The sequence below is a fragment of the Larkinella knui genome, assembly GCF_003858645.1.
Taxonomy (GTDB): Bacteria; Bacteroidota; Bacteroidia; order Cytophagales; family Spirosomataceae; genus Larkinella; species Larkinella knui.
The window spans coordinates 772,558-788,596 of sequence record NZ_RQJP01000005.1 but is presented as its reverse complement, the minus strand read 5'-3'; the positions used below and the strand labels follow the sequence as shown (position 1 = coordinate 788,596).

The following is a 16,039-nucleotide window of genomic DNA, read 5'->3' as shown; positions in this document are numbered from 1 at the left end:
AACAGAAAATGCCCCTCAACCCAATCACTGCAACGGCCATTCAGAGCTGGCTTACTCAACGCATTGCCACTGAACTTAAAATTTCTCCGGAGCGAATTGACGTCCACCAACCTTTTGCTTCGCTGCGACTCGATTCCGTTTTTGTCGTAACGCTGGCCGTCGATCTGGAAGAATGGCTTGGCACGGCCATCGACCCGTCGATTTTTTGGGAAATGCCCGACATTGCCAGCCTTTCCGACTGGTTAGTCGATGCGTATCTACCCTCCCAAACCCCATCCCGATGAATGCACCCGCCACCCAAGGCACCCTCATGGGCAAAGGTCTTTCGACACTCTGGGCCCCCTTTTCGCCCGCCAACCGGCTCAATCCGTACCCGATGTATCAGGCCCTGCGCGAACTGGACCCGGTGCATCAGCTCAAAACCGGCGACTGGGTTGTCAGCCGCTACGCCGATGTCTGTACGGTGTTGATGGACAAGCGGTTTGACGTCATCGACATGCCGTCTTATTTCCGCTATAAAACGCTGGAAATCAACGATACCGTTGTGGATTTATACGCAACCTATCAGGCATCGTACAACTGGCTGCTGTACCTGCGACGCCCGATGCACGGCCGCACGCGGGAAATGGTGATGAAGATCTGGCCCACGCTGAACTTTGCCGACTGCGTCCGGACGGTTTTGGCGGAACTCGCCGGTCAAATGGCCCAAAAAGCTGCCATCGACCTCATCGACGACTTTGCCAAACCGCTGCCCGTCATGGTCATTTCGCGGCTGATGGGATTTCCCGAAACGCACCTGGAAGAGCTGAAATACTGGGGAGAACGACTGGCAACGGTTTTTGAACCGATGTTGTCGCGGAACGAAATGGTGGAAATCAACCAGGCCGCAGCCGCTTTTCTGGCCTTCGTGGACGATTGCATTACGGCCCACGAGCAAAAACCGGCCGATACGATGATCGGGAAATTGATGGCGCAACGGACGGTAGACGGCGAGTCCATCGACCGCGCGGATTTGATTTCGCTGATTGCCAATCTGTTCGTAGCGGGCGAAGAAACCACGCGCAACCTGATCGGCAACGGTTTTGCGGCTTTGACGGCTTTTCCGGAGCAATACGAACGGCTCCGGCAACAACCGGAGCTTCTGAAACCGGCCGTCGAGGAAATGCTGCGGTATGACAGTCCCGTTCAGATTACCTCGCGCATGGCGCTGGAAGATGCGGAAGTGTCGGGCCAGTTAATTCGCGCCGGGGAGCAGATTTACGTCTGTTTAGGCTCGGCCGACCGCGACGAACGACAGTTCGATTCGCCGGACCAGTTGGATATTACCCGCCTGAAAAACAAGCACCTGGCGTTTGGCTACGGGTCTCATTTTTGCCTGGGTGCCAGTCTGGCCCGGATGCAGGGCATGATGGCGTTTCAACTCCTGCTCGATCAGTTTCCCACCCTGCGGGCCGACCTTCCGAACGCGGTTCAGCGCAAGAATCTGCTCCTGCGGGGATTTGGAACACTGCCGACGGTTCGGGTGTGATCCAAACCGTTTTTTTGGCGCAACGTATTGGTACGTGATTGCGTATTTTAAACGGTTTTCTTCCGGTTTTCGATAAAAACCGCCGTCCCGATAAACGCGACGATCAGTAGTGAACAGATCAGATCGACCACTTTTCCAACGCGGATGGAAACCGGATCGAATGTAAAGACAATGGTGTGTTTTCCCGCCGGAACGCGCATCGCCCGCAGCACGTAATCGGCGCGAAGATGCGGCACTTCCTTGCCGTCGATGGTCGCTTTCCACTCATTGCGAACGTTGTAATAGATTTCGGAGAAAACCGCCAGTTGTTCGCTTCTGGCGTTGCTTTCGTAGGTCAGTTCATTGGGTTTGTAACTGGTCAGCCGAATGGTGTTGGCCGCTGAATCCGGCTGGATGTTCAACCCGTTCAGTTGTTCGGCAAACCGCTGATCGACAACGGCGGTTTGCGCCGTATTCAGACTATCAAGGGCTTGCATTTCGGCGTTGGCATTCGGAACCAGCCGGTAGTTGTTCACAAACCAAGCATTTCCCAACGCACCCGGATTCGGTTGGGCCACCGGCGGACCCGGCGCCTGCTGGGGGTTCGCCGACTGCGGTTGCACGAGGAAATACCTTGTATTCAGCATGTTGATCACGTTGTTGTAATTCGGCGAACCGGGTGTTTGCCGCAGATTCCGATACAACTGAAACTCTGCCAACTCCTGATACCGGCGCATTTTAGCCGCGTGATAGCCCCCTAGCGACTTGTGAAAATAGGATGCCTTGGCGTCGCTCATGAAGCTGGTGGTCAAATCGAGCACGCGGAAATCGAGCGCTTTGTCGGCCAGAATCTGTTCGTCGGCGGCTGTCGGCGTAATGGTTTCCTGAATCGCCTGTTTGCTCACAAAGTCATCGTTATTGAAATACCGCTTATCGACATTGAAGAGGTCAAAAATTACCAGCGCCAGCAAAACCGGGTAGAAAATAACCGGTTTGATGCGGTTCCGAACGAATAGCCAGATCAATCCACCCACCAGAAAAATCAGGATAGCCGACCGGAATGCATCCGACCGGAACATGCTGATGCGGTCATCGACCATCGCTGAAAGGACCTGCTCAGCGAGGTTTTTATTTTGCAGCCCCTGTTCCAGCTGGCCCAAAAACATCTCATCGTTACCGCCCCGGAAACTTTGAAATACGGTTGGCACAAGCGCCATCAGCAAGCACAAACCGGCCGTCGCACCCAGACTGATCAGTAGAGGCCGGTTCAGCTGGGTTGCCGTCCATTTCTGGTCACTGATCTGTTTGAGGGCCAAAATTCCGAGCATCACCAGCGGCAGTTGCGCCAGTGTGAGTGTCATCGTAACGGCCCGAAACTTGTTGAAACCGGGAAAATAATCGAAAAACAGGTAATTGACGGCCGGGAAGTTTTTGCCCCACGCCCAGGCAATGTACAGAAAGGCGATACCGAGCGCCCACCATTTCAGACGTCCGGGAACGATGAGCAGACCAAGCACGAACAGGAAAATAACGATGGCACCCGCATAAGCCGGACCGCTCTGGCTATACAGATTGCCGTGATAGAGGGGCAATTGCTGCACAAACTGTTGAGCCATCGCCGGATCGACACCAATACCGGTCATCTTTTTGTACGTTTCCGAATCCGTCGTGAGCGAACTTACGGTGGGTCCACCGGCATAATTTGGGATGAGTAACGTGAAGGTTTCACCAATCCCGTAGCTGTATTGAAACGCATAGTCTTTATCCAAACCGCCCGCCGGATTGGGGGCCGTTGCCGCCGGAGCACCGGTTTCGGATTTCGGCGTTATGGTTAATTCGGATTTTCCACGGGTCGTAACCGTCACATAATCAGCGGCATTCCAGAGACGGGTGGTGTGCGTTCCGACGGCCAGCAGGGCGGCTACGGCCAGTGACGATAACGCCAGCAGAAGCTGACGAACACGGCCTTCCCGGATGGCTACGACGCTCTCGATCAGCACGTAAATCACGATACCGAAGGCCAGATAATAGGTAATCTGAACGTGGTTGGCATACAGTTCAAGACCCAGAAATAAAGCCGTTAGGGCGGCTCCGGCAAGGTAACGCCCCCGCAACGCCATGATGACGCCCCCCAGAATAGCCGGAGCATAGGCCAGGGCCAGTATTTTTGAAACGTGACCCGCTTCGAGACTCAACAAGTCATAAGACGCAAAACTATAGGCAATGGCACCCACGGCCGACAGCCAGACGTTAGCGCCCAACGCCAGCATCAGCACAAAAGCACCGACCATCATCAGCCAGATGTAATTGGCCGGGTCGGGAAGTAGTAAGTTGATGTATTGCCCCAGTTTGTGGGTCAGGCTGGTTGGGTAGTCACCGGAAATCATATAGGCGGGCATTCCGCCGAACATGCTGTTGGTCCACCAGGCCCATTCGCCGGTTTGCTTGTGGTAGTCGACCACCTCGCGGCCAGCCGCAACCGACTGGATTATATCGTGTTGGTTCAATCGTTTGCCCTTCAGAACGGGCGAGCAATACAGGACGGCCAATACCGCAAACCCAATGACGGCTATTAAATGAGGAAGAAAGCGTTTGAAATTCATACAATCGTTATGGATGCGAAGCTCAGGGCAGCTATTGAAATAACGAGTAAAGAAACGCTTTTTTCTAACACGGCGAAAACTACGCCCGTCACTTTTTCAGATCTTTGAGGTCAGCGAGTGTGCCTTTGATCCGGTTGACGATCTGGCTATCATCCAGCGCGCTGTTGCCGTCTTTGCTGATCATCTTGCTCCGGAATTCTATCAGATACTTGGTGTGTTTCTTGTCGAACAGAGCTTTTAAGGCCACATTATCGAATTTTCCGGGCTTGAGTGTTACCGGAAAAACCACCGGAGTAACCGATTGCTCTTTAATCAGAATGGGTTCCGGCTGGTCCCCTTCGGCCACTACATCGTCGTCGATGCTGACGGTGTAGTGCGTATCTTTAAAGTTAAACGGTATTTTGTTGCGGTTTCCGATGTCTACTTTCACGGCCAGTTCGGTCCGCTTCAAACCGATTTTGCCAAAATCAATGTCGGTAATCTTGACGGTTGGCAGGTAAAGGGTCGGCAGCTTCCTGTCGGTTTTTATCGAAAACGTCCGTTGCCCCAAAACCGGCACATCCAGATCAAACGTCGACCGAATGGAGTAAACCGTGCTATCGACATTTTGCTTATCCAGTTGCTTCAGGACGTAGTTCAGCCGTTTGTACAACAGTTTAGCGGGCAGCGTCACCATCGTGCTGTCACCGGCTTCCAGTTCGACGGTTTTGCGATAGCTGTCTTTCATCACCATCGCCGTGTCGATATAGAGCTCGTAATCAACTCGTTTTGCTTTAAAACCGACCGGCAAGGGATTGTCGATCAACAACTTCATATTCATGGTAACGTGGTCGTCGTCGATGTCGGTAATCAGAAACGAAGCCAGTTCCAGCCGCGGGGTCAATGCCGTACCGTGGGGTTCATCAGCCGCCCGTTTCTGCTGACGCTGGTACCAGATAAACGCGCCAGCAAAACCCAGCAACAGCAGGCCAAGCGCAATAAGCCATCCTTTTTTCATAACGTTGAGTAACAGTTGGGTACTAAACGCTCCCGGTGTGGGAGTGTTCAACTACAAGTCACTATTTTAGGGTATCCGGAAACGCCCCTTAGTTGTCCGGAGTACCCGGTTTGGATAGAAAAATCAAAAAAAAAGCCCTGACAGTTGCCAGGGCTCAGGACTCAAAACCGGGTGTTCGTATCCTCAGCTCGCCAGAAAATTAACGGCCTGTTTCAGGGTTCGCTCGTTGTGGTTTTCCGGATCGGTGTAAGACCGCTCGCCCACTTCAATCGTCAACTCCTTGCCAGTGAGTTGTTTAGTATCGAGTTCTTTTCCTTCCTGAGCTTTCACGCCCACCATTTCGAACAAACGGATAATGGCCGGCATGCCCGCCGAAGATTGATAAAATCGGTGCGATACGTAGCCCTCTTCATTCTCGAAGCGGACCGCAAAAAAAGGAATGCCCTTGTACTCACTCACGCCTTCCTCAATGTCAGTAATGGTAACCGTGTGCTGACCGTCGGCCAATACGGCTTTGTCCTGTCCTTTCTCTACCGCGATTTTCATACGTGAAGTTCTATATTTTATCTATATTATAAAACCGCTCAGTTCCGGATTTGTTTGCCAATCGATTCAAAAATAACACGAAAAATTTCAGTTCAGGGCCAAATGATCCAGTATCCAGCTGTCTGGTTGTATTTTAAGTATATCATAGCCAGGAATGTAACGCCTTTCCTTCGGAGGTCAATCGTCTCAATCCGGGGTGAAACCGACCGGTTTTCCTGCAGAGGCAACACGCTTTAGAATGATCGGAATCCTTTCAATCGGTTTTTAAATCATTTTAACCGCTTTGGCGCTTATTAACCTGTACTTTTCTCATTCAATCTAATGTGGGTTCTCTTTTCATTGCTGGCCGCCCTGTCATCCGCGGTGGTGGTCACTCTCTCCAAAGCGGGGATTAAACAGGTGGACTCCAGTTTGGCCTTTGCCATTCAGTCGGTTTGTATCCTGCTGGTTTCCTGGGGTGTCGTGATTGGCCAGGGTAATCTCCCGGAGGTTAGCCGCATCGACCGCCGGGTATGGATTTATCTGGTTCTGGCCGGTATTATCACCTGCATATCGTCGCTGCTTTCATTCCGGGCGTTAAAATTAGGAGATGCCGCCCGGACGTCACCGCTGGACAAGGTTTCGCTCGTATTCACCATTATTCTGGCCGTTATTTTTCTAAAGGAAAAAATAAACGTGCAGGTCATTGCCGGGGCACTTCTGATGGCCATCGGAGCGGTTCTGATTGCCCTGGCGCGGGAATGAAGCAAACACCACCCGTTTATTTCCTGAAAATCACATCGGCGAAATAGTGTTTGCAATCGGTCAGCCAGTGGCTGAGTTTAAATCCGGCTTGCTGGGCCAACTGCTCGATACCGGCTCTCGTAAATTTGCGGGAAATCTCGGTGTGAATGATTTCGCCGTAGTCAAAATGCACCCGCTGGTTCAGGTTGCCGATCAAAACCGTCTGCTCTTTCTGACTAACGATGTAGCTTCGAGCTTCACCGGTTTCGGGGTTATACGTCTCGTAGTGGTCGAAAGCCGACAGGTCAAAATTGGCCTCCAGCTCGCGATTGATGCGCCGGAGCAAGTTCAGATTGAAGGCTTTTGTCAGTCCCTGGCGGTCGTTATAGGCCGCATGAATGACGGCCGGATGTTTCTGCAAATCGAAGCCCGTCAGCACCAGATCCCCCGGTTGCAGCGACTGGCTGATCTTCCCAAAAAAGTCGGCCGCTTCGGCCGGGGAAAAATTACCGATGTTCGACCCCAGAAAAAGCACCACCAGCCGAGGGCGGTCCTGCCGGGTTGGCGAGCGGTTCGACAGCCGTTCAATGGCATTGAAATAATCGTCGTGCTGGGGTTGAATCTCCATCTGGGGCCATTTTTTCCGAATATCGTCGGCCAGTTTATCCACGGCGGCCCGGGAAATATCCACCGGTGCGTACGTAAAATTTGCCTTTTCTGACCAGAAATGACCCAACAATACTTTCGTCTTCAGTCCGTCGCCAGCTCCTAATTCAATCAACTCAAAAGGCCGGTCACCGGCCGAAAACACCCGGAGTAACTCGTCTTTATGGGTTTCCAGAATTTCATATTCCGAGCGCGTCAGATAATATTCGGGCAAATGCATGATTTCTTCAAACAGGCGACTGCCTTCATCGTCGTAAAAGAAACGCGATGATAGCCGTTTGGGCGTTTTTGCCAGACCATGCTTAACTTCAGTAGCCAGTTCACTCAGGATTTCCGGAAAGTGAGCCGAAACCGCGTTTGATTTCTCCATTTGATCGGGTCGATTCGGTTCGGTAGTCAGCTGACTGCCAACCGGATTCCGGTATATTGCCATCGTTTGTCGGGTTGAAAAAAATTCCGGTAAGTCGGTCGGCTGTGTCCTTCGGGCGTGGCCACGGAAGCACCCCGCAAAACCATCTGACCGCTCATAAATTTACCATTGTATTCCCCCACGGCTCCCTCGGCGGTGGTAAAACCGGGGTAGGGCAGATACGCCGAACCCGTCCATTCCCAACGCAGCCCCCACGCCAGGTGATGACCGCCCGCGTCGACGGCTGCGGCTTCCCATTCGGCTTCGGTGGGCAACCGCAGACCACGCCAGCGGGCGTAGGCATCAGCCTCGTAATAACTGACGTGGCAAACCGGCAAATCGGGATCGACCGGTTGAAGACCGGCAAAGGTATAGGCGTGCCACTGTCCGTCTAGCCGATGCCAATACAGCGGAGCTTCGATCTGATTGGCTTTAACCCAGGCCCAGCCATCCGATAACCAGTGCTGAAACTGTTGGTAACCACCGGCGTCAATAAATTCCAGGTAGTCCGCATTCGTTACCAGCTGTCCGCTGAGAGTGGCTCCGTTCAGATACACCTTGTGGGCCCCCAGTTCATTGTCGAAACAGAAACCGCCGGATTCGGTTTGATGACCAATCGTATAGACGCCTTCCGGTAGCTTCACCGGTAAAGTAGGCTGATCCATCCGGTGTTCGTTCACCGGCATTTCGATTTCAGGAAACAGAGGATTGTGCCCCAACATGTATTTTATGTCCGTAATCAACAATTCCTGATGCTGCTGTTCATGATTGAGACCCAATTCGATCAAGTTTCGGAGTTCCGGTGTCAGTTCCTGCGTGCTTAGAAACCGGGTCATCGCTTCGTCGACGTAAGCCCGATACCGGTATACCTCAGCCACCGTGGGGCGGCTCAGGTTGCCGCGCTGCGTACGCAACACCCGCCGGCCTACCGATTCATAATAGCTGTTAAAGACAAAACTAAAGTCGTCGTGAAAAATGCGGTATTGGGGCTGGTGGGGTACCAGCACGAAGGTTTCCCAAAACCAGGTGGTATGTCCTAAATGCCACTTGGGCGGGCTGATATCGGCTGCGGGCTGCACGACATAATCCTCGGTTTCCAGCGAAGCGCAAATCTGCCCCGTCCAGCTTCTCACCCGTTGATAAGCATCTGGAAGTGTATCGGTTACGGCTAAAACCGTGTGTTGTATCATTGTTTTCAGGTAATCTTGGTCAATAAATTATTGAGCGATTCCGCCAGCGTCGGGTGGGCGAAAATGGCGTCCCGAATCCGCTGAAACGGTAGTTGGCCCATCATGGCTATCTGCACAACGGTCATGATTTCACCACCTTCTGCGCCTAAAATGGCCGCGCCGAGAAGCTGGTCGGTTTGTGCATCGATTACCACTTTCATCAGCCCCCGGGTCTGGCCCATCTGCTGGGCGCGGGCCACCGAAGTCATGGGCAATGTGGCTATCTTAATGTTTTTTCCCTGCCGCCGGGCTTCCTGTTCGCTCAACCCGATGCGGCCCAGTTGCGGGTCGGTAAAAACGGTATAAGGAACCAGCCGGCCAGCCAGGCTTGCCTGACCATTTTCCAGCAGATTCTGCCTGACAATCCGGTAATCATCGTACGAAATATGCGTAAACTCCGGTCCGCCCTTGCAATCGCCGAGCGCATAAATACCGGGTTGGCTGGTTTCCAGACGATCATTGACTGTAATGTGTCCTTTTTCATCGGTTTCCACCCCGGTCGCGGTCAGATTGAGGGCTTCGGTATTGGGCACCCGACCAACGGCCACCAGCAAATGAGTTCCGGTTAGCCGGGTTGCTTTCAAACCGGTCGACAGTTGTAATTCAATCGTTCCGTCGCGGGCCTGACTCACCTGGTGCACCTCTGTATTTACGTAAACTTCAATGCCTTCATCGGTCAAAATTTTGGTCATTTCGTCCGCCACATCGCTGTCTTCCCGACTCAGAAGCTGATCGCCCTGCTCGATGATCGTGACGTTGCTGCCGAAACGCCGGAACATCTGGCCGAATTCCAGACTGATGTAACCGCCACCGAGAATCATCAGGTGCGCCGGAACATCCTCCAATTCCATGATCGACGTCGAGGTCAGCCACGGAACCCGGTCCAGCCCCGCCAGATCCGGCTGGCGAGGCCTACTTCCCGAATTGATAAAAATGGAATTTGCCGTCAAAGTCCGTTTTTGGCCGTCAGGCAGCGAAACTTCTACCTGCCTGGTGCCGATGAAACGGGCTTCGCCAAAAATAAGAGTCAGATTTTCCGTCTGCGCGAGGTTGTCTTCAATGTTCTCCCGCGAGGTTTCGACCATCTTATTTTTGCGTTCCATCACCTTTTTGAGGTCAACCCGTACCGCGCCGGTTTCGATACCAAACTCCGACGAACGGCGGGCCAGGTAGGCCACCTGGGCGGAAGCAATCAAGGTTTTGGTCGGTGTGCAGCCCACGTTGACACAAGTGCCGCCCACAAATTTTCGTTCAATAACGGCGGTTTTCCACCCTTTTCCGGCTAAGGCTGAAGCCAACGGATTACCGGCTTGTCCTACACCAATCAGGATGGCGTCGAAATGCTCAGACGTAGTTGAATCCATACAAAAAGTTAAGTGGCCTGGAAAAAGACCCGTTTGGAGTAGACCGGTTTTTTACGTCCCGTTCCCGGGAGGACAAATACCGTGAATACATAACAAGCCGGATATAGCCGATTGTTTTACCTTTTGTTGAAACCGGTTGTTTCTAAAAAAACAGCTAACTTATCGACGGTGTGGCAAAGAAGTAACTCGGCCTGCCGGGGCGGGCGCAGGGCGGTATTTCTGCCAATTTCATTCCTGCCTTCCCGCTCGACTACAGTTGCACCGCTTCCTTTTTCTCCGTCAGGGCAACCGCCTGGGTACTTCCTTCCGGTAGCAGTTCGGCCAGCGGGTCGACCGTCACCACCACGAATTTCGAGGTTGGCGTGTTGCTGATGTCGGCGACGCTGGTGAGGGGAACCAACGGATTGACTTCCGGGTAATAAGCCGCCGTGTTTCCCTTCGGAATGGTGTAGGGAATCGCGACAAACCGCTCCAACCTCCGTTGCTGCCCCTCAAAATGGCTGGTGATGGTTACGAGTTGCCGCTCCCGGATACCGCGGTCCTGCATATCCTGCGGATTCATGAAGATAACCCTGCGTTCGCCATAAACACCCCGGTAGCGGTCGTTGTAATCGTAGATGGTCGTGTTGAACTGATCATGGCTGCGGATGGACATCAGCACCAGTTGATCGGGTTCGATGGCGTGTTGTACCAGCTCCGTTGCGGTAAAATTAGCTTTGCCGTTTTCTGTGGTAAAATTCCGTTCACGCGGGCCATTGGGCAGGTAAAAACCACCCGGCTGGCGAATCTTTTCGTTGAATTTATCGAAACCCGGAATCACCCGGGCAATGGCATCCCGAATCCGGTCGTAGTTTTCTGTGTATCCTACCCAGTCAACCTTCGTGCGGTCGCCCAGTGTCGACAGCGCAAGGCCCGAAATGATGGCTACTTCGCTCAGCATTTCTCCTTCCAGCGGTTTTAATACGCCCTTATTCTGACTGACCACGCCCATCGAGTTTTCGCAGGAAGTAAACTGGTGCCCCGACCGTTGCCAGTCGATGTCGACGTGCGTCAGACACGGCAAGATCAGCGATGTCTGGCCGGTAACGAGGTGCCCCCGGTTGAGTTTGGTACTGACAAATACTGTAAGACGCTGTTTACGAAGCCCCTGAGCCACCAGTTCCGTATCGGGCGAAGCCGACAGAAAATTACCGCCCAAACTCATAAATACACCGGTTTTGCCCTCATACATGGCTTTAATCGCTTCCACGGTATCATAGCCATGCTCGCGGGGCGGCTCAAAACCGTATTCCTGCGCCAGCGCATCCAAAAACTCCTTGTGGGGCCGTTCCCAAATGCCCATCGTCCGGTCGCCCTGCACATTCGAGTGGCCGCGCACCGGGCACGTGCCGGCACCCGGCTTGCCAATGGCTCCTTTCATCAGGTGCAGGTTTACAATCTCCTGAATGCTCATCACGCCATTTTTCTGCTGCGTAAGTCCCATCGCCCAGCACGTGATGATCTTCTGTTTGGGCGCAATCAGATTGGCCGCTTCCAGCAGTTGTTCGCGCGACAGGCCGCTCATCTGCTCGATCGCTTCCCAACTGGTCGCGCGGAGGGTAGCCAGGAATTGATCGTAGTCGGCGGTGTAGGTCTTGATGAATTCGTGGTCGATAACCTGACCGGGATTCAGTTCCTCCGCGCGGAGCAAATGCTTCATAATGCCACGGAGCACCGCCATATCGCCGTTGATTCGAACCTGGAGATGGAGGTCGGCAATGGGCGTGCCGCGGCCAAGCAGGGTTCCCACCGCTTTGATCGGGTTCATGAAATCCTGCGGATTTTTGAAGTGACTCAGGCCCGCTTCGTGCAACGGATTGACGGCAATGATTTTGGCACCGTTGCGCTTGGCAATTTGCAACGCCGTGAGCATCCGCGGGTGGTTGGTGCCCGGATTCTGCCCCATAATCAGGATGACTTCCGCTTCGTGAATATCATTTAGCGTCACCGACCCCTTCCCTAAGCCCAGAGTGGGGCTGAGGGCCGAACCGCTGCTTTCGTGGCACATATTCGAACAGTCGGGCAGGTTATTGGTGCCCAACTGCCGGACAAAAAGCTGATACAGAAAAGCCGGTTCATTGGGCACTTTACCCGATGTGTAAAAAATGGCTTCGTTGGGGGATTTCAGCGCGTTGAGTTCATCGGCGACCAACTGAAAAGCGTCCGGCCAGGCAATCGGCGTATAGTGGGTCGCTCCCGGACGCAGCACCATCGGGTGCGTCAACCGGCCGGCGTTGTTCAGATCACGGTCGGTCATGTGCGACAGGTCGACCAAACTATGCGCAGCGAAAAACGACGGATCAGCCCGCCGGGAGTCGGCATCGGACGCCGTTGCTTTCGCCCCGTTTTCGCAGAATTCCGCCACCGACCGGTGGTCGTCCGGATCGGGCCAGGCGCAGGACGAACAATCAAAACCGTCTTTCTGGTTGAGCTTCAGCAACGCGTGCGTACCCCGACCGACGCCCGCTTCGCCCCACGAAAACGCCATGGATTTCAGTACGGCCTGCACCCCGGCCGCTACCGTTGCCGGAGCGCCAAGTTTGAGTCCGGTAAAGGCGTCGGGCGGTTGGGCCAAAACCGGGTTTTCATACTTGGCATTTGCCGTATCGGGAGCCGGAAAAGCGCGTTTGTCGGCATCCGGTTTGCCCTCAGGGTCGTAGTGGTCGTTCGTCATTTCGGTTCCCTGATCGGGACGTTCACCGCTTTTGGGTGTAGTATGAGTAGCCTGTTCAGCCGGGTTACTGGGTTTAGGCTCATTGTTCGGGGACTTTTCCATGCTAAAAAGCGACCATCAGGCCGAAGAAAAGGGCAGAGACGCAGTCGTTGAAAACCGCCGAAGCGATCCGCCGACGGGCAGTTCTGCCGGGTAAACTTAATCGATATAGCTGTAACAAAATAATGGGAACAGAGGCTGGTCAACCCGGCATCTTTTTTAGTAGCGCACGCCCAAAACCGGCTTAAAACCGCAGCACGTAATACTGGCAGGTAAAGGTTTGCCCAAACTCAGCAATATTTTTCTGATAGGTGGGCTGGAATCCGTACCGTTCGTAAAACCGCAGGAGCGACGGCCGGGTAGCGTCCGTCTCCAGCTGGATTTCACGAATACCCCGCCGAAGACATTCGAACTGACAGAAATCAAGCAGGGGCTGAAACAGATTTTGACCCGCAAACGCCCTTCGAATGGCGAGTTTGTGAATAAAGCCCGCCGTGTGATCGGGAACATCCGCAAAGTAAAGCGGGTCTTTCCATTGCAGGGTGAATGTGGCAGCCGGCACGTTCTCTCCGTCACCCCGGTCGACATACATCACGTAACTCGTGTCGCGGGTATACGCATTGAACAGGTTATCAGCCGTAAGGGTATCTACTTTCCACATCATATGGCCCTGATCGACAAGCCATTGTCCCACTTCGCGGAGGATGTTCAAGAAGGTATCGGGTTGGTCGTTACGAAATGTATACGTCATGAATTTAGTCGGTATCGATTGCACGGACAGGGCTGGCCGACAAAAATGCGAGCGCCTGGTGTGTTTCTGGCTGTAACCAATACTACGGTTTTATGGCCTTTATGTCAAGTTTGTCCCTTTCCCGGCGATCAATTCTAGGAGAAACCCATACCTTTGAGTCCGTATTCCTACCCGTTATCCTTTCATTTCCATTCTTCGATGAAAAAATCTTTTAAAATTCTCCTGTTCAGTCTGCTGCCCGGTTTTTTAATGGCTCAAACGACTGATGGCATTGTGAAATCCGAGTTTATTTACGAACAGGCTCCGTTTCCGTCCTGCCATGCCTCCACGCTGGCCGAAACACCGGACGGAATTGTGGCCGCCTGGTTTGGTGGAACCCGCGAACGGCATCCCGACGTTGGCATCTGGTTCAGCCGCCGGACGGCTTCGGGCTGGACGGCCCCCGTTGAACTGGCCAATGGGATTCAGGCTGAAGGGGCGCGTCAGCCGACCTGGAATCCCGTGTTGTTTCAGATGCCTAAAGGCCCGTTGCTTCTTTTTTATAAAGTAGGCCCGAGCCCTTCCACCTGGTGGGGCATGCAGATGAGCTCAGCCGACGGCGGCAAGACCTGGTCGAAGCCCACACGGCTTCCCGACGGTATAGTTGGCCCGATCAAAAACAAACCGGTTTTGCTGGCATCCGGCAAATTACTTTGCCCGTCGAGCAGCGAAGACAACGGCTGGCGGCTCCACATGGAAAGCAGTATGGACGGTGGGAAAACGTGGCAGAAAACCCCGGCGCTCAACGACGGCAAAGAGTTCAGGGCCATTCAGCCCAGCGTGTTGTTTCATCCCAAGGGGCGGTTGCAGTTGCTTTGCCGGAGCAAAAACGGCCGCATTCTGGAAGCCTGGTCGGACGATGGCGGTACGCAATGGACGGCTCTGAAAGCAACGGAATTGCCCAATCCAAACTCCGGGACGGATGCGGTTACGCTCCGCGATGGCCGGCAGTTGCTGGTTTATAACCACACCCCAAAAGGGCGCTCACCGCTCAATGTTGCCTTGTCGCCCGATGGTGAACACTGGCAGGCGGCTGCGGTACTCGAAAATGAACCTGGTGGCGAATTTTCGTATCCGGCCGTGATCCAGTCCCGCGACGGGCTGGTTCATATCACCTACACGCACCACCGGAAGAAGATCAGATACGTGGTAATTGATCCGGCCAAACTGAAATTGGCCGCTATAAAAGAAGGGCAATGGCCAAACCCGTAGCGGGTTTGGCCGGAACTGAAGAATGGTATCAGCGCGGTGTCTGCTGCTGAATCACCGTCTTGAGCCGCTCGATTTCCTGCTGCTGGCTATCGGCTTTGAAGTAATAATACAACCCGGCGATCAGGAAAATTTTCGATAAAATAAAGACCACCAAAAAAGCGACACGCCAGTATTTATGAACCCGGATGAACGAATCGCTTACTTCAACCTCAACGTAATCTGATTGATTGGTTTTTGGCTCCGGTTCTTTTTTATCGTTATTTTCCTGTTCCCGTTTTTTGATTTCCTGACCCGGAATCCGGGCCTGGATCAATTCCCAGGTGCCGGGTGGTGGCGGAACTGAATTTTCTAAACAATACGTTTCAATGACCCCTTCAAGCTGGTTCAAAGCCGAAGAAACTTCCGGATACAGCGCTTTCATCTGCTGAACTTCCTGCTGCTCCTCCTCGGAAGCTAACCCCAACAGATAAGCCTCTAAAATTCCGCTGTTTATGTACTTATGAATTTCCAATTTTCTGCGAAATTACGATCTGCGAAACACCTCCATAAACTCCCGAACGGCTTTTACCAATTCCGGTTTGGCAATACCGGATTGTTCAGAAATTACTTCCAGTGAATAGCCCTGACGAAATGACAAATCAAAAATAAACTCTGGTGAACAACTGCCGGAAAACGAAATTGGTTCGGCCTGCGCGGCATCCTTCTCTCCGATCTTCTGCCTGTATTCCAGCGCTTTTACGCGGGCCAATCGAATGAGTATGAGGGCCGGATTACCGGATTGTTTCGAAAAAGTGGCCAATTGGGGCGATGTAAATACATCCAGAAGTGCTTCCTGAGCAAGATGAGCCTGCGGTAGTATCTGTAAAATAATTCCATACACCATGGCACTAAATCGGTCATACAAGGCCCGTTGATCAGCAGAAGCACTGCGGTTTGCCGGGCTTGCATTTCCGGCCGATCGTTCCAATTCATTCATGCCCTACCCTGTTAGTCAAAACCTTTCATTCCGCATCAGATTCCGGTATTTTATTGTTACCAATTTTCCAATACAATAGACGACTCGTCTCAGGTTTCCGGTTAATGAGTAACAAAGTTAATGCCAATAGTTTCGTAAAAATATAGAAATAATACAATCTGCCGGCCTCAACCCGGCCGGGAAGTGCGATTTGAACACCGGTTGTCTGAACAAAAATGAGTCTGAAGCAGCGCCCTTTCCCGCACAGCCGTGCGTTCCGCCCAAT

General features: G+C 53.1%; 14 protein-coding genes. 4 read left to right on the top strand and 10 right to left on the bottom strand.

Annotated features, from left to right (window positions below):
• The first annotated feature begins 8 nt into the window (after window positions 1-8).
• Together EHT87_RS25575 and EHT87_RS25570 are read left to right on the top strand one after the other, a co-directional pair.
• Window positions 9-284, top strand: coding sequence for an acyl carrier protein (locus EHT87_RS25575; RefSeq protein ID WP_124909554.1), 276 nt, complete (start codon window positions 9-11; stop codon window positions 282-284).
• Window positions 281-1,528 carry a cytochrome P450 gene (locus EHT87_RS25570; protein ID WP_185716346.1) on the top strand — a complete coding sequence of 416 codons (1,248 nt, stop codon included), beginning with the start codon at window positions 281-283 and terminating at the stop codon, window positions 1,526-1,528. The genes EHT87_RS25575 and EHT87_RS25570 overlap by 4 nt, the downstream gene beginning before the upstream one ends.
• Before the next feature lie 47 nt (window positions 1,529-1,575).
• Here the strand turns inward: EHT87_RS25570 and EHT87_RS25565 are convergent, their stop codons facing one another.
• From EHT87_RS25565 to EHT87_RS25555, 3 genes are all read right to left on the bottom strand, one after another.
• Window positions 1,576-4,110: a YfhO family protein gene (locus EHT87_RS25565; RefSeq protein ID WP_124909550.1), complete on the bottom strand. Its 2,535-nt coding sequence runs from the start codon at window positions 4,108-4,110 to the stop codon at window positions 1,576-1,578.
• 88 nt (window positions 4,111-4,198) lie between these two features.
• Window positions 4,199-5,107: an LEA/WHy family protein gene (locus EHT87_RS25560; protein WP_124909548.1), complete on the bottom strand. Its 909-nt coding sequence runs from the start codon at window positions 5,105-5,107 to the stop codon at window positions 4,199-4,201.
• A 183-nt stretch (window positions 5,108-5,290) separates the two neighbouring features.
• Window positions 5,291-5,653 (bottom strand): hypothetical protein, encoded by a 363-nt coding sequence (locus EHT87_RS25555; protein WP_124909546.1) that lies wholly within the window; start codon window positions 5,651-5,653, stop codon window positions 5,291-5,293.
• A 321-nt stretch (window positions 5,654-5,974) separates the two neighbouring features.
• Here EHT87_RS25555 and EHT87_RS25550 point away from each other — a divergent pair, with 321 nt between their 5' ends.
• Window positions 5,975-6,397: an EamA family transporter gene (locus EHT87_RS25550; RefSeq protein ID WP_124909544.1), complete on the top strand. Its 423-nt coding sequence runs from the start codon at window positions 5,975-5,977 to the stop codon at window positions 6,395-6,397.
• A 16-nt stretch (window positions 6,398-6,413) separates the two neighbouring features.
• On the opposite strand, the gene egtD is transcribed toward EHT87_RS25550, so the two are convergent.
• The 5 genes from egtD to EHT87_RS25525 form a co-directional block, all read right to left on the bottom strand.
• The gene (gene egtD, locus EHT87_RS25545) at window positions 6,414-7,412 is read right to left on the bottom strand and encodes an L-histidine N(alpha)-methyltransferase (protein ID WP_229321346.1); all 999 of its coding nucleotides are present in this window, start codon (window positions 7,410-7,412) and stop codon (window positions 6,414-6,416) included.
• Window positions 7,413-7,438: 26 nt separating this feature from the next.
• Window positions 7,439-8,641, bottom strand: a complete 1,203-nt coding sequence (gene egtB / locus EHT87_RS25540; RefSeq protein WP_124909540.1) for an ergothioneine biosynthesis protein EgtB — start codon at window positions 8,639-8,641, stop codon at window positions 7,439-7,441.
• A 5-nt stretch (window positions 8,642-8,646) separates the two neighbouring features.
• Complete coding sequence (locus EHT87_RS25535) at window positions 8,647-10,044, bottom strand: mercuric reductase (RefSeq protein ID WP_124909538.1); 1,398 nt, start codon at window positions 10,042-10,044, stop codon at window positions 8,647-8,649.
• Between the two features lie 250 nt (window positions 10,045-10,294).
• Complete coding sequence (locus EHT87_RS25530) at window positions 10,295-12,859, bottom strand: FdhF/YdeP family oxidoreductase (protein WP_124909536.1); 2,565 nt, start codon at window positions 12,857-12,859, stop codon at window positions 10,295-10,297.
• A gap of 181 nt (window positions 12,860-13,040) precedes the next feature.
• Window positions 13,041-13,547, bottom strand: coding sequence for a GNAT family N-acetyltransferase (locus EHT87_RS25525; RefSeq protein ID WP_124909534.1), 507 nt, complete (start codon window positions 13,545-13,547; stop codon window positions 13,041-13,043).
• Between the two features lie 198 nt (window positions 13,548-13,745).
• Here EHT87_RS25525 and EHT87_RS25520 point away from each other — a divergent pair, with 198 nt between their 5' ends.
• Window positions 13,746-14,798: a sialidase family protein gene (locus EHT87_RS25520; protein ID WP_124909532.1), complete on the top strand. Its 1,053-nt coding sequence runs from the start codon at window positions 13,746-13,748 to the stop codon at window positions 14,796-14,798.
• A 28-nt stretch (window positions 14,799-14,826) separates the two neighbouring features.
• Here EHT87_RS25520 and EHT87_RS25515 read toward each other — a convergent pair whose 3' ends face one another.
• Together EHT87_RS25515 and EHT87_RS25510 are read right to left on the bottom strand one after the other, a co-directional pair.
• Window positions 14,827-15,309 carry a hypothetical protein gene (locus EHT87_RS25515; RefSeq protein ID WP_124909530.1) on the bottom strand — a complete coding sequence of 161 codons (483 nt, stop codon included), beginning with the start codon at window positions 15,307-15,309 and terminating at the stop codon, window positions 14,827-14,829.
• Between the two features lie 12 nt (window positions 15,310-15,321).
• The gene (locus EHT87_RS25510) at window positions 15,322-15,774 is read right to left on the bottom strand and encodes a hypothetical protein (protein ID WP_124909528.1); all 453 of its coding nucleotides are present in this window, start codon (window positions 15,772-15,774) and stop codon (window positions 15,322-15,324) included.
• Window positions 15,775-16,039 lie beyond the last annotated feature (265 nt).